This window comes from Tenacibaculum jejuense, assembly GCF_900198195.1.
In the GTDB taxonomy this organism is placed as follows: Bacteria; Bacteroidota; Bacteroidia; order Flavobacteriales; family Flavobacteriaceae; genus Polaribacter; species Polaribacter jejuensis.
Genome location: NZ_LT899436.1, coordinates 3270149 through 3291529, shown reverse-complemented (window position 1 = coordinate 3291529; position 21381 = coordinate 3270149). Strand labels below are relative to the sequence as shown.

Below are 21381 nucleotides of genomic sequence, written 5' to 3'. Positions count from 1 at the left end.
GTTATGTTTCAGGATAAAGTTTGCGTTGTTATTGGCGCCAGTCATGCTGGTGTAAATCTAGCTTTTTCATTAAGAAAAGAAGGTTGGAAAGGTAAAATTATCTTGTTTGATAGAGATTCAAATTTACCATATCATAGACCTCCACTTTCTAAAAAGTATTTAGAATTAGAAGACAGTATTCAAAACAATTTATTGAAGCCTAAGGAAAGTTATTCAAAAGAAAATATTGAGTTAAAATTAGGTGTGTCTGTTATCAATATTAATACTGAGAAACAAAATATTTCACTAGATGATAATAGTATTCAAAACTATGATAAGTTAGTTTTTGCAACTGGAGCAAGAACTTTTATTCCACCGATAAAAGGAATCCGACAAGTTAAACATGTTTTTACTTTGAGAAATGCTAATGATGTAGATGGTATTAGAAAAGCCTTACATAAAACTAATACTAAAAATGTTGTGATCATTGGAGGTGGTTATATCGGATTAGAAACAGCAGCTTCATTAAAAAAGTTAGGAGCAAATGTTACTGTTTTAGAACGAGAACAACGCATTTTAGCTAGAGTAACCACATCATATTTATCAGATTTTTTTCACAATCTTCATAAAACGAATAGTGTCAACATTTTTACAAAAAAAAATGTAATTGAGATAACAGATAGTAAAGTGATTTGTGAAGATAGTTCTTCTTACGATGCAGATATCATTATAGTCGGAGTTGGAATACAGGTCAATACAGAACTTGCTAAACAAGTAGATCTTAAAATTGAAAATGGAATTTGTATAAATAAAAGAACAGAAACTTCACAAGAAAATATTTATGCCATTGGAGATTGTACCTATCATTACAATATTTTTTACGATCGATATGTACGATTAGAATCTATTCAAAATGCCGTAGATCAGGCTAAAATAGCAGCCAAAAATATTTGTGAAATAGATGCTACATATGATTCTGTTCCTTGGTTTTGGTCAGATCAATACGATGTTAAACTTCAAATTGTAGGTCTTGCTGATGGTTATGACAATAAAGTAATTAGAATTGAAGGTGATAAAAAATTCTCTATTTGGTATTTCAAAGGAGAAGAACTTTTAGCTGTAGATTCAATTAATAATGCGAAATCATATGTGTTAGGCACAAAGTATATAAAAACTAAAGTAAGAATTGATAAAGTAGCCTTGGTCAATCCAGAATCAGATTTAAAATCGATAGTTACAATTAATCAAGATAAATAAAAGAACAACATGAATACGATAAAGTGTAAAGCAATAGTTGCTCCTGGTGATGGAACTTTTAGAATTGAAGAAACCAAAATTCATCCGCCCCAAGGAGATGAAATTTTAGTAAAAATGAAGGCAGCAGCGATATGTCACACAGATTTTGATTCATTAAATTGGGGAATGCCAATAGTAATGGGACACGAAGGTGCTGGTATTGTAGAAGCTATAGGAGAGAAGGTTACTAAAGTTAAAGTTGGAGACGAAGTAATTTTAAATTGGGCAACTCCATCTTATGATGATTTTCAATGTCAGATAGGAAATCAAAATATAGATGAACGAAATTCTCCAGTTTTGGCAAGTCATGCAGGAAAAATATCAGAAGGACATCCAACTTTTGAATCAACTACTTTAAATGAAAAGCCAATAGAACGCTCATTTAATTTAGGAACATTTTCTGAATACGCATTAGTTAAATCTTCTGGTGTTGTAAAAAAAACATCCAAAAAATTATCTTTTGAAGGAGCTTCAACTATAAGTTGCGCTGTTATGACTGGATGTGGATCGGTATTTAATACTGCAAAACCAGAATGGGGAAGTTCGGTAGTTGTTTTAGGTACAGGAGGTGTAGGTTTAAATGTAGTACAAGCGGCTAGAATTTCAGGTGCAGCTAAAATTATAGCAGTAGACATTAACGAAACACGTTTAGAAATGGCGAAACAATTCGGTGCGACAGAAATAATCTTAGCAGATAAAGAAGATAAAGGTTTACTAAATGTAGCAGAAATCGTAAAAGGTATGACCAATGGAAGAGGAGCAGATTATGCATTTGAATGTACAGCAGTTCCAGCTTTAGGAGTTGCTCCTTTAGCGATGATTAGAAATGCAGGAACGGCTGTTCAAGTAAGTGGTATTGAGGAAGAAATTACTGTAGATATGCGTTTGTTTGAATGGGATAAAATATATATAAATCCATTGTACGGAGGAGCTAAACCTGATATTGATTTTCCAAAGTTTGAAGCGTTATATGAGAAAGGAGATTTGATGTTAGAAGAATTGGTTACACGTACGTATAAATTAGAAGAGCTTCAGCAAGGTTTTGACGATATGTTAGCAGGAAGAAATGCAAAAGGAGTAATTACTTTCTCTTAAGTAAATGATATGAAATCAAAATTTAGAACTATTGAAGTTTCAAATCCAGAATTTGAATCAGATAACTTACGATTTATCACTGTAAAAACTCCAAACCTTAAAGGAAGAGGAGACATTTGTTTGTATGTACCGAGTATTTCGTTAGAAACTAATACACCGTTAGTAATTCTATTGCATGGTGTTTATGGAAGTGCTTGGATTTGGTCTCAAAAAGCTGGAGTTCATCGTACGGCAGAAAAAATGATTTCTAATCAAGAAATAAAACCAGCTATAATTGCAATGCCTTCAGATGGTTTATGGGGAGACGGTTCTGCATATTTACCTCACAATAGTTTAAATTTTGAAAAATGGATTGCTGAAGATGTAATTGAAGCAGTAAAAGAAGTTGTAAATGAAGTTACCGATAAATCGAAAATTTTTATAGCAGGATTGTCTATGGGCGGTTATGGAGCTTTAAGAATTGGAGCTAAATATTCTCATGTTTTTTCTGGTTTTTCTGGACATAGTTCTATAACAGATGTACCGCAAATGAGTTTGTTTGTTGAAGAATCTTTAGATCACTATAAGCAAGATAATTCAAAAGAAGAATCTGTGTTAGAAGTTATAAAAATGAATAAATCTAACATGGTTCCTTTCCGATTTGATTGCGGAAAAAATGATGAATTAATTGAATATAACAGAATATTACATCAAGAATTATTAAAGGAAAATATTTCGCATATTTATGAAGAGTTCTCGGGTAAACATGAATGGAAATATTGGGAAAATCATGTAAAAGATAGTTTGTTGTTTTTCGATAAATTACTATCTTAATTAGCATAAAAAATGCCTTACTGATTTTCAGTAAGGCATTTTTGTGTAAATTAACAAAAGTCTTCTTGATCTATTTTAATAATATAGTCAATAATTTTTTGTCCAGGTTTTAAGTTTAATTTTTTTCGCAAACGATATCGTGCTGTTTTTAAACTTCCAGGAGAAATATTAAGAATATTTGCCGCTTCTTTTATGTTCAAGTTTAATCTTATTAATGAACATATTTTTAAGTCATTTGAATTTAATTCAGGATGTTTCGATTTCAGTTTTGAATGAAAACCTGCTAGAGTTTCTTCAAAAAAAAGCCTAAAGTGTTCCCATTCTTTATCAACCTGTAGATTTTCTTTTCCAATATGTATTAATTCTTGAATTAGTTTTTTCTCTTCAGAAATAGAAGAAGTTTTTTCAAAACCTCTAGCTAAAGAAAACACCTTATTTATGATTTCATTTTTTTGTTGAAAGTTAAAAGCATAAGAACTAAGTAGTTTGTTTTTTAAATCTATTTTCTGTTTTAATTTTTTTTCTTTTTTCAATAAAATTTTTTTTTGAGTATCTAATTTTTTTTGCTTTTCAAGAAAAATGCCACGGTAACGATTTATAATCAAATAAGAGCTAGTTAGAAAAAACAGGAAAAATCCGAGAACTACAATTTTACTCTTATAAGTAGTATGTGTAGTTTTATCTTCAATAGTATAGAATAGAGTTTTATGTAATCCTAAAACTCTATTTAAAAAACTTTCATTTCTTTCATAAGAATAAGGGTTAACTTTAAAATTAAACTGTGTTAAACTTGTGTTTTGAGTTAGTAGTTGTTGATTAATACTCAATATTAATATGAGTATAATTTTTCTTCTCTTTTCAATAGACGTTTGTAGTCTTTTCAAAAACGATTTCATTCTTTGTAGTAATTTAGTTTATATAATTATTTGGCTAAAACAAAAGAAAAGAAGTGATTTAAAATAGAATAAAATTCATAGTGGACAAAGGGGGGACAGGTATTTTTTTTTAGTCATTTTAAATTGAATTTAAGTCGTTTTTTATTGTTTATCAGCGTGTTGTTTTATTTTGAATTTAAGTTGTTTTTATTTCTAATAGTATTTAAATAAAGAAAAAAGTTTTTTAAAAATAATAGCACTGTAACCTTTTGATACGATCTCGTTTCCTTTTGTATACGCTCTATTTTTATTTCTATAACAATATTAATCTATCATTGTACTTCAATTAACTCATCCAAATATTTGCGTTTTAAAAGAAGTGTTTTGTTCAACTTAGATTGAATGAAATATGATTTAGTTCAGATTAAAAATGAAACAATAGATAGAAGATATAAATGAAAGGAAAGAAAAAAAGATGCTTATTATTTGTACTACTAATTATAGTAAATTTTTGTGTTGCACAACAAGATGCGCAGTATACGCAATATATGTATAACACAATTAGTGTTAATCCTGCTTATGCAGGAAATAAAGGAGCTTTAAATATTGTTGCTTTATACAGAAATCAGTGGCAAGGATTAGAAGGAGCACCAACTACTCAAACTTTAGCAGTTGATACTCCTCTAGGAGTTTTACAACGTTTAGGTCTTGGGCTCTCTGTAATTAATGAAAAAATAGGTCCGGCTACAGAAACTTATATAAATTTAGATTTATCGTATCGTATTCCAGTTTCAGAAGAAGGGGAATTAAGTTTTGGTTTAAAAGGAGTTGCGCATTTACTTAGTGTAGATTTTAATAAACTAGAGTTATTTGACCTAAATGATCCTAGTTTTTCTACAAATATTACAAATAAGTTCAGTCCTAATGTCGGTGTAGGAATGTATTACAATACAGATAGGTTTTATCTTGGTTTTAGCGTGCCTAACTTGCTAGAAACAAGCCATTTTAATACGAATCAGAGTTTGGGTGAAGAACGAATTAACTATTACTTAATCAGTGGTTATGTTTTTGATTTAAATAATAATATAAAATTTAAGCCAGCATTATTAACCAAATTAGTTTTTGGTACTCCTTTACAAATAGATTTATCAGCAAATTTCATGTTTTACGAAAAGTTCACTCTAGGATTAGCCTATCGAGTAAGTGCAGCTTTGAGTGCTTTGGTTGGATTTAGAATTTCTAATTCATTAACCTTAGGATTTGCATACGATAGAGAAACAACAGAATTAGGTAATACAAGATTTAATAGCGGTAGTTATGAAGCAATGTTACGCTACGATCTTCCTAAAATCAGTATAAGACGATTAACACCACGTTTTTTTTAAAATCAAGATGAAAATGAAAAAATCATTTAAAAAGACCTTAGTATTAGGAATAATTTTAGTGTTGAATGTTTCGGTTTTTTCTCAAAATAGATTGCTGAAAAAAGGAAATGAACAATACGATAAATACGAATATATAAATGCTCAAAACACATATTTAAAAGTAGTAAACACTGGTTTTGAAAGCTCAGAACTTTTCAAAAAGTTAGGTAATAGCTATTATTTTAACAGTCAGTTTGAAAATGCTTCTAAATGGTATAAAAGACTTTTAGAAAAATATGGGACTATCGTGAAGACTGAATATTTCTTTAGATATGCACAAACTTTAAAAGCTATAGGTAATTATAAAGAGGCAGATTTGTACATGCACAAATTTTCAAGGTTGAATCCAGAAGATAACAGAGCGCAATTATTTCTTAAAAAACAAAATTATTTAAAAGATACCAATTCAGAAGTAGAAAAATATAGAGTTAAGAATTTAGAAATGAATTCTTCTTTTACAGATTTTGGTACAACTTATTATGGTGATTATATACTTTTTAGTTCTTCTAGAAAAGAAGAAACATCAAAACAAAATATTCATGAATGGAATAAAGAATTGTATTTAGATTTTTATAAAGGAAAACCAGATCCTGAAACAGGAGATTTATATGAAATTGAAAAATGGGATCATATTTTCAATAGCGATTTACATGAATCAACTCCAGTTTTTACAAAGAATAAAAAAATAGTTTACTTCACAAGAAATAATGAAGATGGAGGTAGCTATGATAAACTTAATCAGCAAAGAAGGATAAGAACAGATAAATTAAAAATTTATCGAGCAAGTGTTAACGCTAGAGGAGAATGGACAGAGCCTGAACCATTACCTTTTAATAGTGATTCTTATTCTATAGCGCATCCTGCATTAAGTAACGATGGGAAAAAATTATATTTTTCTTCAGATATGCCTGGAGGAAAAGGAGAGTCAGATATTTATGAAGTTGAAGTAAATTCTGATGGATCTTTCGGAGTTCCAACAAATTTAGGATCAAAAATTAATACAGAAGGAAAAGAAACTTTTCCATTTATTAGTGCTAACAATGATTTGTATTTTTCTTCAGATGGTCATGTCGGACTTGGTGGATTAGATATTTTCAAAGTGAAATCATTTTCCGATAGCGATACTTGGAAAGTAGAAAATGTTGGAAAACCAATAAATAGTAGAGCAGATGATTTTGCAATCATAATGAACAAAGATTCAAAAAAAGGATATTTTTCATCAAATCGGAAAGAAGGAAAAGGAAAAGATGATATATACAGTTTTGTACGAATAGAAATTAAGAAAAAAGAAGAACCAAAAATTAAAAAAGATACTGTGGTATTACCAAAAATCACAGAAATTAAAAAAGGAGATGATTTAGGAAAAACTCTAGTGTTAAATCCAATTTATTTTGATTTTGACGAATCTTTCATTAGACCAGATGCGGCTATTGAATTAGATAAAATTGTAACAGTATTAAAAAAATATCCAAGTATTAAAATTCAAGTCAGGTCTCATACAGATAGTCGTGCAATATGGTATTATAATACGGCTTTAAGTAAACGAAGAGCCAAAAGTACAAGAGAATATTTAATCAAAAATGGAATTAACCGAAATAGAATTACAAGTAGAGGTTATGGTGAATCAAGGTTGTTAAATAAATGTAAAGATTATGTGTATTGTACAGAAGAAGAACATCAGTTAAATAGAAGAAGTGAGTTTATCGTAATAGAAAAATAAGAGGGTTTTAATTTAGTTCTTTCCAAATGTAGATTTTTTTTATGGGGATATAAAAATTCTACGTTCCAAAAAGCCATTGTTTATTCAATGGCTTTTCTTTTTATCATTATAAATTATTAAACACAGCCTAATTGAAAACGAGCATAAATAAGAAGTAGATTTTATTAGAGAATGTACTATTTTACTCTTGAGGTTAGTTCGTATTAACGATGAAATGCTTTGTAAAAGTAAATAATAGGCTAAAGTTTGTTGGGGTTTGGTTAGGTGTTTGTTTATTAGTGTTTTGTCTTAAGTTTAAGTGTCTTTTTATTGTTGTTTGTTCTCTTTTTGTCTACTTGTTTTGTTCTGTTTTTTTAGTTTCTAATATTAGTTTTGTTTCGTGAAACAATAGAACGGGGGTTTTATTTACACACACTATATTCCAAAGATAATTCTTGATTTTTTCACCTTTTTTGGTGAAAAAATTGAGGTTATCAAAGCAATAGAAGTTTGAAAATTCCCCAGCTTTATTTATGAATGGATACTAAAATGATTAACAAAACTATTTCCCTAATTTCAAGTATATTTCTTTTAACAGCATGTTTAGTATCTGTTTCTTTTTCTAAAGTTGATACAAATACTTTTTTTGAAAATAAAAGTAGTCAATCAAGTGTAGAGCCTTCAATAAGCAATGATTTTAATTTTCTAGATAATTCAAGTAGCTTTTTACCAATAAGTACATGTATAGAAAATACAATTGAAACAGTAAATACTGAAGCTATATTTTCATTTGATAATACAACAGACGATGAAGACGGAACAAATAATCCTGATATAACCTCATCAATCACTTTTGATACAGACAACATTGCAGGAGGAAATTCTTTAATTTTTGATGGAATTACAGAAATGGGATTTCAGCCTAGCTCTACCGCAGATACTTTTGGTAGAGCATTTAGAAACGTATCTGTTGGTTTTTGGATAAAACCAGATGCAGTTGTGCCAACAACAAATGAAATTTTATATGAAGAAGGTGGTACTAGTGTTGGTTTTGTAATTTACAGAGAGGTTACAACAGGAAACATTGTTACAAGAATAAGAAATGGAGCAAGATCAGTTCTAATTGCTGATTTTCCATACCCTACGGATAATGATTGGCATCATATAGCTTTTACATTTAACAATGGTAGAGGTGTTACTTATTTAGATGGGGAAATAGGAGGAGATGTTACAGTTTCAACTACCTTAATGCCAGCTCATACTAATGCTAGTGGATTTGGAGGGATATATGGAGGTTTACATGCTGCTATGGATGTAGCTACAGCTTTTAGTGGGTATGAAGGTAAAATGGATGAAGCTTTTTATAGTTATAATACAATTAGAGGTGGACAAATTTTACAATATATACAATGTTTAAAAGGAAGTGCTATTGGTGATTCAAATCCAATTTTATGTCCAGACGTATCTTTTCAAACAAATAATGGTGAATATTACAGTATCGATTTAGCATCTGGTGAAACCATACAACAAACAGTTACAAATACTGTATTTACGAATACTCTTGCAGCGGGTTTCAACGAGAACGATGGTTTGATATATTCTCTGACTGCTGATCAAGTAACAATCACCGAGATAGAAGAAACAGCGCCTAAAACTTATGAATTTACCAATCACAAAGCGGGTCCAGTAGTTGGTCTCCCTCCTCGTGTTAATTATGTAGCAGGTGATGTGTATAATAATAAATTATATGTTAAAACCACCTCGCTCCTTGTTATATATGAAATTGATATAGATAATACTTCTCCAACCTATTTAACAGTAACAAATACAATTCTTTTAAGTAATAACATAGCTATTGGAGATTTTGTGATTTCTAATGGAATATTGTATGCTGTAGCGGAAGACGGAAATGCGTATACGATTGATTTAACTACAGGTAATGTAACCAGCCTTAGAAGAGTTGCTGGTGTTGCGCCTCCATTAGCAGGAATGTTTATGGATGGTGAAGGGTTCGTATATGCAGTTAACAACACTACTGGTATAATTTATAGACTAGATGTAAGTGGGGCTTTTCCAAAAGTTGTAGAATTTTCCAATACAATCAGTATGGGACCTAATGATGGTATCTTTTGTAAAAACAATACATTCAATTTTGACTTCGGAGATGCACCTGATTCCTATGGAACAACATTGGTAAATTCAGGCAATGGTGGGCCAAGACATTTAATTACAAATTATGATGCAATAAATTACACATCTAACCTAAGTTTAGGAGCTACAATTGATAGAGAAACCGATGGTTTTGTTAGTTTAGCTAATGGAGATAATAATGATGAAGTTGTTGATGAAGATGCTTTAACTACCATTCAAGATATTGATATAAACGGAACAACGCATAGTATAACTATTCCTTATGTAAATAACACAGGAAGTGATGCCACTATCTATGCTTGGATAGATTTTGATAGAAACGGAACTTTTGATGATAATGAAGAGTTTACAAGTGTCACAGCAAGTTCTGGTGCTACTTCTGCAATTTTAAATTGGACTTTTCCTGGTGATATTACTTTAGGAAATACATACATGCGATTTCGTATTACATCAGATGTGTTAACAGACATAACTTCTGGAAATATAGATGATAGAGCTTTAGGTTTTGCTAGCAATGGTGAAGTTGAAGATTATGCCGTTAGAATAGATGGAGGAGGAAATATAAGTGCTTGTTTAATAGATTACATAAGAGTTGATAATACTGAGGCTGTATTTTCATTTGATAATACGACTAACGATGAAGATGGAACAAATAACCCTGATGTAACCTCATCAATCACTTTCGACACAGATAATATTGCAGGTGGAAATTCTTTAGTTTTTGATGGAACTACAGAAATGGGTTTTCAACATAGCACAACCACAGAAACTTTTGGAAGAGCCTTTAGAAACATGTCAGTCGGTTTTTGGATAAAACCAGATTCAAATACACCTACAACAAATCAAATGTTGTATGAAGAAGGAGGTAATGGTGCTGGATTAGCAATTTTTAGAGCAATAACTACTGGAAATATAACAGTAAGAATACGTAACGGAGCAACTTCAGCTTTAGTTGCTAATTTTGAATATCCTACAGATAATGAGTGGCACCATATTACTTTTACATTTAATAACGGTAGATGTTTATCATATTTAGATGGCGAATTAGAAGGCGATGTAACTGTATCTTCAACTCAAATTCCTGCACATCTTAATGAAAGTGGGTTTGGAGGAATTTATGGAGGTTTACATGCTGCTATGGATGTAACAACTGCTTTTGGAGGTTATGAAGGTAAAATGGATGAAGCTTTTTATAGCTACAACACATTTTCAGGAGGGCAATTGCTTCAATATACACAATGTACAAAGGGTACTGTTATTGGTAGTTCAAATCCAATATTATGCCCTACAGCTCTTTTTCAAGTAGCTACTGGTGAATTCTATGAAATAAACTTATTCACAGGAAACTCTGTACAGCAAACAGTTACAAATGAAGTATACTCACTTTCTAATGCATACGGATACAATGAAAACGACGGTCTAAGTTATTCTATAGTAGATAATGAGAAAGTTATCATTACCGAAATGATAGAAACGGCCTCTGGTTTTGAATTTACCAATCATTTAGTAGGACCAGTAATAGGTATTCCTACAGCAGGAAAGCTATATGTTGCAGGAGATGTTTCCGACAATAAACTATATGTAAAGTCAGTTGTAGATTCAGAAATTCATGAAATAGATATAGACCCAACTTCACCTACTTATTTAACGGTTACCAATACCATTACTATTAGTCCTACTCTCAGTGTTCAAACTGCTGATATAGTTGTAAATGATGGTACCGGATTTTTAGTTGGACTTGATCAAGTTGCGTATTCTGTAGATTTAACTACGGGAGCACTCACTACTTTAGGTGCTGTTCCTTACCCTGTTGGTAATACTAGTTCAGTGCCTCATATATTTGGGGCTATGTTTATGGATGCAGATGACTTCATTTATGGTATTCAAAATAATACGGGAACAGTGTATAGAATGGATTTAAATGTTTCTCCACCAACTATTGTAGAATTTTCAACAAGTGTCCCGACGGCTACTAACGACGGATTTAACTGTAAAAATGTTCGGGTTAATTTAGATTATGGAGACGCACCAGATTCATACGGAACAGTATTAGTTGCTAGTGGGGTTGGAGGACCAAGACATTTAATAAACAATTACGATGAAGTAAATAATACCTCAAGTTTATCATTAGGAAGTACAGTAGATTCCGAGACAGATGGATTTGATAGTTTGGCTATTGGAGATGATAACGATGGAATAAATGATGAAGACGCTTTAGCTAGTAGTGTACCAAACGTGGATATAAATGGAACAAACCATACAATAACAATTCCTTATGTAAATACTACAGGGGTTGACGCTACTATTTATGCTTGGATAGATTTTGATAGAAATGGAACATTTGATGATAATGAAGAGTTTATTAGTGCTATAGCTTCTTCAGGTGGAACATCAGTTTCATTAACTTGGTCTTTTCCTATTGATGTTACCTCAGGAACAACGTATATGCGATTTCGTATTACATCAGATACATTAACAGATACAACTTCTGGAGGAACAGATGATAGAGCTATTGGAGCTGCAATAGATGGAGAAGTAGAAGATTATGAAGTTGAAATAATAGATTGTTCAAGTTTAGTAGAAGCAGGAATTAGTGGTGGTGTGATTTCAATTTGTTCTACGGGAATTGTTAGCGAATTAGACTTACTAAATAACTTAACAGGTGAAGATGCAGGCGGAAGTTGGACGACGAGTCTAGGAATCCCAGTTGTTTTTCCAATTACTGTAGCAGGTGATTATACGTATACGGTAACAGGCTCAGGTGCATGTATTTCAGAAACTGATACTGCTACAGTAACGATTACTGTTACAGATGCACCCGAAGCAGGGATTAGTGGTGGTGTGATTTCAATTTGTTCTACGGAAAGTGTTAGCGAATTAGACTTACTAAATAACTTAACAGGTGAAGATGCAGGCGGAAGTTGGACGACGAGTCTAGGAATCCCAGTTGTTTTTCCAATTACTGTAGCAGGTGATTATACGTATACGGTAACAGGCTCAGGTGCATGTATTTCAGAAACTGATACTGCTACAGTAACGATTACTGTTACAGATGCACCCGAAGCAGGGATTAGTGGTGGTGTGATTTCAATTTGTTCTACGGAAAGTGTTAGCGAATTAGACTTACTAAATAACTTAACAGGTGAAGATGCAGGCGGAAGTTGGACAACGAGTTTAGGAGCACCAGTTGTTTTTCCGATCACAGCAGCAGGTGATTATACCTACACGGTAACAGGCTCAGGCGCATGTATTTCAGAAACGGATACAGCTATAGTAACCATTAGTGTTACAGATGCACCCGAAGCAGGAATTAGTGGTGGTGTGATTTCAATTTGTTCTACGGAAAGTGTTAGTGAATTAGATGTACTTAATAATTTAAGAGGCGAAGATGCAGGCGGAAGTTGGACAACGAATTTAGGAGCCTCAGTTGTTTTTCCAATTACTGTAGCAGGTGATTATACGTATACGGTAACAGGTTCAGGCGCATGTATTTCAGAGACTGATACGGCTACAGTAACCATTAGTGTTACAGATGCACCCGAAGCAGGAATTAGTGGTGGTGTGATTTCAATTTGTTCTACGGGAATTGTTAGCGAATTAGACTTACTAAATAACTTAACAGGTGAAGATGCAGGCGGAAGTTGGACGACGAGTCTAGGAATCCCAGTTGTTTTTCCGATCACAGCAGCAGGTGATTATACGTATACGGTAACAGGCTCAGGCGCATGTATTTCAGAAACGGATACAGCTATAGTAACCATTAGTGTTACAGATGCACCGGAAGCAGGAGTTAGCAGTGGTATAATTTCAATTTGTTCTACGGAAAGTGTTAGCGAATTAGACTTACTAAATAACTTAACAGGTGAAGATGCAGGCGGAAGTTGGACAACGAGTTTAGGAGCACCAGTTGTTTTTCCGATCACAGCAGCAGGTGATTATACCTACACGGTAACAGGCTCAGGCGCATGTATTTCAGAGACTGATACGGCTATAGTAACCATTAGTGTTACAGATGCACCCGAAGCAGGAATTAGTGGTGGTGTGATTTCAATTTGTTCTACGGAAAGTGTTAGTGAATTAGATGTACTTAATAATTTAAGAGGCGAAGATGCAGGCGGAAGTTGGACAACGAATTTAGGAGCCTCAGTTGTTTTTCCAATTACTGTAGCAGGTGATTATACGTATACGGTAACAGGCTCAGGCGCATGTATTTCAGAAACGGATACAGCTATAGTAACCATTAGTGTTACAGATGCACCGGAAGCAGGAGTTAGCAGTGGTATAATTTCAATTTGTTCAACGGAAAGTGTTAGCGAATTAGACTTACTAAATAATTTAACAGGCGAAGATTCGGGCGGAAATTGGACGACGAGTTTAGGAGTTCCTGTTGTTTTTCCAATTAGTGTAGCAGGTGATTATACGTATACGGTAACAGGTTCAGGCGCATGTATTTCAGAGACTGATACGGCTACAGTAACCATTAGTGTTACAGATGCACCCGAAGCAGGAATTAGTGGTGGTGTGATTTCAATTTGTTCTACGGGAATTGTTAGCGAATTAGACTTACTAAATAACTTAACAGGTGAAGATGCAGGCGGAAGTTGGACGACGAGTCTAGGAATCCCAGTTGTTTTTCCGATCACAGCAGCAGGTGATTATACGTATACGGTAACAGGCTCAGGCGCATGTATTTCAGAAACGGATACAGCTATAGTAACCATTAGTGTTACAGATGCACCGGAAGCAGGAGTTAGCAGTGGTATAATTTCAATTTGTTCTACGGAAAGTGTTAGCGAATTAGACTTACTAAATAACTTAACAGGTGAAGATGCAGGCGGAAGTTGGACAACGAGTTTAGGAGCACCAGTTGTTTTTCCGATCACAGCAGCAGGTGATTATACCTACACGGTAACAGGCTCAGGCGCATGTATTTCAGAGACTGATACGGCTATAGTAACCATTAGTGTTACAGATGCACCCGAAGCAGGAATTAGTGGTGGTGTGATTTCAATTTGTTCTACGGAAAGTGTTAGTGAATTAGATGTACTTAATAATTTAAGAGGCGAAGATGCAGGCGGAAGTTGGACAACGAATTTAGGAGCCTCAGTTGTTTTTCCAATTACTGTAGCAGGTGATTATACGTATACGGTAACAGGCTCAGGCGCATGTATTTCAGAAACGGATACAGCTATAGTAACCATTAGTGTTACAGATGCACCGGAAGCAGGAGTTAGCAGTGGTATAATTTCAATTTGTTCAACGGAAAGTGTTAGCGAATTAGACTTACTAAATAATTTAACAGGCGAAGATTCGGGCGGAAATTGGACGACGAGTTTAGGAGTTCCTGTTGTTTTTCCAATTAGTGTAGCAGGTGATTATACGTATACGGTAACAGGTTCAGGCGCATGTATTTCAGAGACTGATACGGCTACAGTAACCATTAGTGTTACAGATGCACCCGAAGCAGGAATTAGTGGTGGTGTGATTTCAATTTGTTCTACGGGAATTGTTAGCGAATTAGACTTACTAAATAACTTAACAGGTGAAGATGCAGGCGGAAGTTGGACGACGAGTCTAGGAATCCCAGTTGTTTTTCCAATTACTGTAGCAGGTGATTATACGTATACGGTAACAGGCTCAGGCGCATGTATTTCAGAAACGGATACAGCTATAGTAACCATTAGTGTTACAGATGCACCGGAAGCAGGAGTTAGCAGTGGTATAATTTCAATTTGTTCAACGGAAAGTGTTAGCGAATTAGACTTACTAAATAATTTAACAGGCGAAGATTCGGGCGGAAATTGGACGACGAGTTTAGGAGTTCCTGTTGTTTTTCCAATTAGTGTAGCAGGTGATTATACGTATACGGTAACAGGTTCAGGCGCATGTATTTCAGAGACTGATACGGCTACAGTAACCATTAGTGTTACAGATGCACCCGAAGCAGGAATTAGTGGTGGTGTGATTTCAATTTGTTCTACGGGAATTGTTAGCGAATTAGACTTACTAAATAACTTAACAGGTGAAGATGCAGGCGGAAGTTGGACGACGAGTCTAGGAATCCCAGTTGTTTTTCCGATCACAGCAGCAGGTGATTATACGTATACGGTAACAGGCTCAGGCGCATGTATTTCAGAAAGTGATACAGCTACAGTAACTATTAGTGTTACAGATGCACCCGAAGCAGGAATTAGTGGTGGTGTGATTTCAATTTGTTCAACGGAAAGTGTTAGTGAATTAGATTTACTGAATAATTTAACAGGCGAAGATGCAGGCGGAAGTTGGACGAACAGTCTAGGAATCCCAGTTGTTTTCCCGATCACAGCAGCAGGTAATTATACGTATACGGTAACAGGCTCAGGTGCATGTAGTTCAGAAACTGATACGGCTACAGTAACCATTAGTATTACAGATGCACCCGAAGCAGGAATTAGTGGTGGTGTGATTTCAATTTGTTCTACGGAAAGTGTTAGCGAATTAGACTTACTAAATAACTTAACAGGTGAAGATGCAGGCGGAAGTTGGACGACGAGTTTAGGAGCTCCAGTTGTTTTTCCAATTAGTGTAGCAGGTTATTATACCTACACGGTAACAGGCTCAGGCGCATGTATTTCAGAAACTGATACAGCTACAGTAACCATTAGTGTTACAGATGCACCCGAAGCAGGAATTAGTAGTGGAGCTATTTCAATTTGTTCTACGGAAAGTGTTAGTGAATTAGATGTATTGAATAATTTAACAGGCGAAGATGCAGGCGGAAGTTGGACGAACAGTCTAGGAGTCCCAGTTCTTTTCCCAATCACTACAGCGGGTGATTATACCTACACAGTAACAGGCTCAGGTGCATGTAGTTCAGAAACTGATACAGCTACAGTAACCATTAGTATTACAGATGCACCCGAAGCAGGAGTTAGTGGAGGTGCGATTTCAATTTGTTCAACGGAAAGTGTTAGCGAATTAGATTTACTGAATAATTTAACAGGCGAAGATGCAGGCGGAAGTTGGACGACGAGTTTAGGAGCTCCAGTTGTTTTTCCAATTACTGTAGCAGGTGATTATACCTACACGGTAACAGGCTCAGGCGCATGTATTTCAGAAAGTGATACAGCTACAGTAACCATTAGTATTACAGATGCACCCGAAGCAGGAGTTAGTGGTGGTGTGATTTCAATTTGTTCAACGGAAAGTGTTAGCGAATTAGACTTACTAAATAACTTAACAGGTGAAGATGCAGGCGGAAGTTGGACGAACAGTCTAGGAATCCCAGTTGTTTTCCCGATCACAGCAGCAGGTAATTATACGTATACGGTAACAGGCTCAGGTGCATGTATTTCAGAAACTGATACGGCTACAGTAACCATTAGTATTACAGATGCACCCGAAGCAGGAATTAGTGGTGGTGTGATTTCAATTTGTTCAACGGAAAGTGTTAGCGAATTAGACTTACTAAATAACTTAACAGGTGAAGATGCAGGCGGAAGTTGGACGAACAGTCTAGGAATCCCAGTTGTTTTCCCGATCACAGCAGCAGGTAATTATACGTATACGGTAACAGGCTCAGGTGCATGTATTTCAGAGACTGATACGGCTATAGTAACCATTAGTGTTACAGATGCACCCGAAGCAGGAATTAGTGGTGGTGTGATTTCAATTTGTTCAACGGAAAGTGTTAGCGAATTAGACTTACTAAATAACTTAACAGGCGAAGATGCAGGCGGAAGTTGGACAACGAGTTTAGGAGCACCAGTTGTTTTTCCAATTACTGCAGCAGGTGATTATACGTATACTGTAACAGGCTCAGGTGCATGTAGTTCAGGAAGTGATACAGCTACAGTAACGATTAGTATTACAGGTGCACCCGAAGCAGGGATTAGTGGTGGTGTGATTTCAATTTGTTCTACGGAAAGTGTTAGCGAATTAGACTTACTAAATAATTTAACAGGCGAAGATGCAGGCGGAAGTTGGACAACGAGTCTAGGAGTTCCTGTTGTTTTTCCGATCACAGCAGCAGGTGATTATACGTATACAGTAACAGGTTCAGGCGCATGTATTTCAGAAACTGATACAGCTACAGTAACCATTAGTATTACAGATGCACCCGAAGCAGGGATTAGTGGAGGTGTGATTTCAATTTGTTCTACGGAAAGTGTTAGCGAATTAGACTTACTAAATAATTTAACAGACGAAGATGCAGGCGGAAGTTGGACGACGAGTCTAGGAGTTCCTGTTATTTTCCCGATCACAGCAGCAGGTGATTATACGTATACGGTAACAGGCTCAGGTACATGTAGTTCAGAAACTGATACAGCTATAGTAAGGATTAATGAAAGCTCAGCCCCAATAACTCCAAGTGCAGTTGTAACCCAACCAACTTGTTTAGTTCCTAGTGGTACAATTACATTTGTGGTACAACCAAATGTTGAGTATAGTATTGATGGGATAAATTTTCAAACTAGTGAAGTATTTATGAGCTTGTCACCAAATACTTACACACTTACAGTAAGACGCACGACAGGATTACGTTGTACAACTGTGAGTCCATTTCCTGTAACTATAAACTCAGTCCCAAGTTCTCCATCAATACCAGTACTAGCAAGTGTTTTACAACCTACTTGTTCTATATCTACAGGAACAATCACTTTTGTAAGTCAGCCAAATGTTGAATATAGTATTGACGGAATAACTTTCAGAACAAGTGAAATTTTTTCAAATGTACCGCCCAATACCTACAATTTAACAGTAAGAAGTTCAATAGAAAGAAATTGTATAACAACAAACCCTATTCCAGTAACAATAAATGCAGTACCTGCTTCGCCGACAGTTCCAGTTTTAGCTAGTGTTTTACAACCGACTTGTTCTATACCAACAGGAACAATCACTTTTGTAAGTCAGCTCAATGTAGAGTATAGTATTGATGGAATAACTTTTCAATCAAGTGAAATTTTTACAAACTTGCTACCTAATACTTATGATTTAACAGTTCGAAGTACAGTTGATGCTACATGTTCAGCAACAAGTTCAGTTCCAGTAGTGATTAATTCAGTACCAATTCCGCCAGCGGTTCCAGTTTTAGCAAGTGTTTTACAACCAACTTGTTCTGTACCAACAGGAACAATCACTTTTGTAAGTCAGCCCAATGTAGAATATAGTTTTGATGGAATTACTTTTCAATCAAGTGAAGTTTTCTCAAACTTGTCACCTGATACTTATGATTTAACAGTTCGAAGTACAGTTGATACTACATGTTCAGCAACAAGTTCAGTTCCAGTGGTTATTAATTCAGTGCCGATTCCGCCAGTGGTTCCAGTTTTAGCGAGTGTTTTACAACCGACTTGTTCTATACCAACAGGAACAATCACTTTTGTAAGTCAGCCCAATGTAGAATATAGTATTGATGGAATTACTTTTCAATTAAGTGAAATTTTTTCAAACTTGTCACCTAATACTTATGATTTAACAGTTCGAAGTACAGTTGATATCACATGTTCAGCAACGAGTTCAGTTCCAGTGGTTATTAATTCAGTACCTAGTCCACCAGCGGTTCCAGTTTTAGCAAGTGTTTTACAACCGACTTGTTCTATACCAACAGGAACGATCACTTTTGTAAGTCAACCAAATATAGAGTATAGTATTGATGGAATAACTTTTCAATCAAGTGAAATTTTTTCAAACTTGCCACCTAATACTTATGATTTAACAGTTCGAAGTACAGTTGATGCTACATGTTCAGCAACGAGTTCAGTTCCAGTGGTTATTAATTCAGTACCTAGTTCGCCAACTGTTCCAGTTTTAGCAAGTGTTTTACAACCTACTTGTTCTATACCAACAGGAACGATCACTTTTGTAAATCAGCCCAATGTAGAATATAGTATTGATGGAATTACTTTTCAATCAAGTGAAGTTTTTTCAAACTTGCCACCTAATACTTATGATTTAACAGTTCGAAGTACAGTTGATGCTACATGTTCAGCAACAAGTTCAGTTCCAGTAGTGATTAATTCAGTACCAACTCCGCCAGCGGTTCCAGTTTTAGCAAGTGTTTTACAACCTACCTGTTCTACACCAATAGGAACAATCACTTTTGTTAGTCAACCAAATGTTGAATATAGTATTGATGGAGTAACTTTTCAGTCAAGTGAAGTTTTTTCAAATTTGTCACCTAATACTTATGACTTAACAGTTCGTAGTACAGTTGATGCCACATGTTCAGCAACGAGTTCAGTTCCAGTGGTAATTAATTCAGTACCTAGTCCGCCAACTGTTCCAGTTTTAGCAAGTGTTTTACAACCGACTTGTTCTATACCAACAGGAACGATTACTTTTGTAAATCAGCCCAATGTAGAATATAGTATTGATGGAATTACTTTTCAATCAAGTGAAGTGTTTGTTAATCTTTCGCCAAATACTTATGATTTGACAGTTCGAAGTACAGTTGATATCACATGTTTAGCAACGAGTTCAGTTCCAGTGGTTATTAATTCAGTACCAATTCCGCCAGCGGTTCCAGTTTTAGCAAGTGTTTTACAACCGACTTGTTCCATACCAACAGGAACGATCACTATTGTTTCTCAGCCAAATGTTGAATATAGTATTGATGGAATTACTTTTCAGACAAGTGAAGTTTTTTCAAACTTATCACCTGATACTTATGATTTAACAGTTCGAAGTACAGTTGATGCTACATGTTCAGCAACGAGTTCAGTTCCAGTGGTTATTAATTCAGTGCCTATTCCGCCAGCAGTTCCAGTTTTAGCAAGTGTTTTACAACCGACATGTTCTATACCAACAGGAACGATCACTTTTGTAAATCAGCCCAATGTAGAATATAGTATTGATGGAATTACATTTCAATCAAGTGAAATTTTTACAAATTTGTCACCTAATACTTATGATTTAACAGTTCGAAGTACAGTTGATACCACATGTTCAGCAACGAGTTCAGTTTCAGTAATGATTAATTCAGTACCAAATCCGCCAGTAATAAATGCAACAGTAACTATTGAGCCAAGTTGTACTATTAACACAGGAGAAATTACAATAAGTAATCCAGTAGGAAATAATTTCGAGTATAGTATTAATGGAACAACTTTTCAAAGTTCTCCTATTTTTTCTAATTTACTTCCAGATACTTATCAAGTAACAGTCAGAGATATTACAGATATCACTTGTATCTCTAACACTTCTCTAAATATAGTTGCTGCTCCAGTAGTGAATTTAGCAATTACTTGTCCGCCTTCAATAACCTTAGAATGTGGAGCTTCATTGGAAACTACTAATACAGGTATGCCAACTGTTATTGAAAGTTGTGGAGAAGTTACATTTACATTTACAGATAGTAATTTGATAAATGGTTGTAATGGTAATACTGGAACTTTTATACGAACTTTTACAGCAACAGATGAAAGAGGAGATACAGTTATGTGTACTCAAGAAATCATTATTGAAGATAATACTCCACCAGTATTTAATACAACTATTCCCCCGAATTTACTAGTTTCCTGTGATTCCATTCCAGAAATAGTAACTGTACAGGCTACAGATACTTGTGATGATACAGTGAACATAACTTTTAGTGAAAATAGAATAGATGGAACTTGTTCAAACAGATATCTTATTGAGCGTATTTGGACTGCAACTGATGTTTGTGGTAATGCTAGTACTTTTACGCAAGAGTTAAATGTTTTTTGTCCAATAAAAGTATACAATGGTGTGTCATTTAATAATGATGGATCTAATGATATTTTTTTGTTAGAAGGAATAGAGTGTTATGCAAATAATACGGTGAAAATTTTTAATCGATGGGGAGTGTTGGTTTTCGAAACAGAAAATTACGATAATGTAAATAATGTATTTAGAGGAGTTTCTGATGGAAGACTAACAATAGCGAGGAATGAAAAATTACCAACAGGAACTTATTTTTATATAATTAAATATGATTTCCCTAACAATGGTAATTTAGAATCATTAACCAAATCAGGCTATTTGTATATAAATGATTAACATCATAATTAGATTAGTTAAAATTATTCGTTCTAACAAAGTTTTAATA

7 protein-coding genes are annotated in these 21381 nt (G+C 34.4%); 6 read left to right on the top strand and 1 reads right to left on the bottom strand.

All coding sequences use genetic code 11. The features are described 5' to 3' along the window. Nucleotides 1–3 precede the first annotated feature (3 nt). Genes AQ1685_RS14375 through AQ1685_RS14365 form a run of 3 tightly spaced genes read left to right on the top strand, consistent with a single transcriptional unit; the run spans nucleotide 4 to nucleotide 3183 of the window. Nucleotides 4–1236 carry an NAD(P)/FAD-dependent oxidoreductase gene (locus AQ1685_RS14375; protein WP_095073274.1) on the top strand — a complete coding sequence of 411 codons (1233 nt, stop codon included), beginning with the start codon at nucleotides 4–6 and terminating at the stop codon, nucleotides 1234–1236. Between the two features lie 9 nt (nucleotides 1237–1245). Continuing rightward, the gene (locus tag AQ1685_RS14370; protein ID WP_095073272.1) at nucleotides 1246–2370 is read left to right on the top strand and encodes a zinc-binding dehydrogenase; all 1125 of its coding nucleotides are present in this window, start codon (nucleotides 1246–1248) and stop codon (nucleotides 2368–2370) included. Between the two features lie 9 nt (nucleotides 2371–2379). After that, complete coding sequence (locus tag AQ1685_RS14365; protein WP_095073270.1) at nucleotides 2380–3183, top strand: alpha/beta hydrolase; 804 nt, start codon at nucleotides 2380–2382, stop codon at nucleotides 3181–3183. A gap of 50 nt (nucleotides 3184–3233) precedes the next feature. Here the strand turns inward: AQ1685_RS14365 and AQ1685_RS14360 are convergent, their stop codons facing one another. Further along, nucleotides 3234–3716 carry a helix-turn-helix transcriptional regulator gene (locus AQ1685_RS14360; protein ID WP_157730238.1) on the bottom strand — a complete coding sequence of 161 codons (483 nt, stop codon included), beginning with the start codon at nucleotides 3714–3716 and terminating at the stop codon, nucleotides 3234–3236. Nucleotides 3717–4513: 797 nt separating this feature from the next. On the opposite strand from AQ1685_RS14360, the gene AQ1685_RS14355 reads away from it, so the two are divergent. The 3 genes from AQ1685_RS14355 (at nucleotide 4514) to AQ1685_RS14345 (ending at nucleotide 21332) form a co-directional block, all read left to right on the top strand. Then, a complete protein-coding gene (locus AQ1685_RS14355) occupies nucleotides 4514–5443 on the top strand; it encodes a PorP/SprF family type IX secretion system membrane protein (protein WP_095073267.1) in 930 nt (309 codons plus the stop codon). A gap of 13 nt (nucleotides 5444–5456) precedes the next feature. Then, nucleotides 5457–7202 carry an OmpA family protein gene (locus AQ1685_RS14350; RefSeq protein WP_162288579.1) on the top strand — a complete coding sequence of 582 codons (1746 nt, stop codon included), beginning with the start codon at nucleotides 5457–5459 and terminating at the stop codon, nucleotides 7200–7202. A 528-nt stretch (nucleotides 7203–7730) separates the two neighbouring features. Beyond that, entirely contained in the window at nucleotides 7731–21332 is a 13602-nt protein-coding gene (locus AQ1685_RS14345; RefSeq protein WP_162288578.1) for a GEVED domain-containing protein, read from the top strand. Nucleotides 21333–21381 lie beyond the last annotated feature (49 nt).

Bases quoted from the DNA above. Each gene is read 5' to 3' on its own strand.
- AQ1685_RS14350 (WP_162288579.1), top strand. From the start codon at position 5,457: ATGAAAAAATCATTTAAAAAGACCTTAGTATTAGGAATAATTTTAGTG.
- AQ1685_RS14370 (WP_095073272.1), top strand. From the start codon at position 1,246: ATGAATACGATAAAGTGTAAAGCAATAGTTGCTCCTGGTGATGGAACT.
- AQ1685_RS14345 (WP_162288578.1), top strand. From the start codon at position 7,731: ATGATTAACAAAACTATTTCCCTAATTTCAAGTATATTTCTTTTAACA.
- AQ1685_RS14365 (WP_095073270.1), top strand. From the start codon at position 2,380: ATGAAATCAAAATTTAGAACTATTGAAGTTTCAAATCCAGAATTTGAA.
- AQ1685_RS14375 (WP_095073274.1), top strand. From the start codon at position 4: ATGTTTCAGGATAAAGTTTGCGTTGTTATTGGCGCCAGTCATGCTGGT.
- AQ1685_RS14355 (WP_095073267.1), top strand. From the start codon at position 4,514: ATGAAAGGAAAGAAAAAAAGATGCTTATTATTTGTACTACTAATTATA.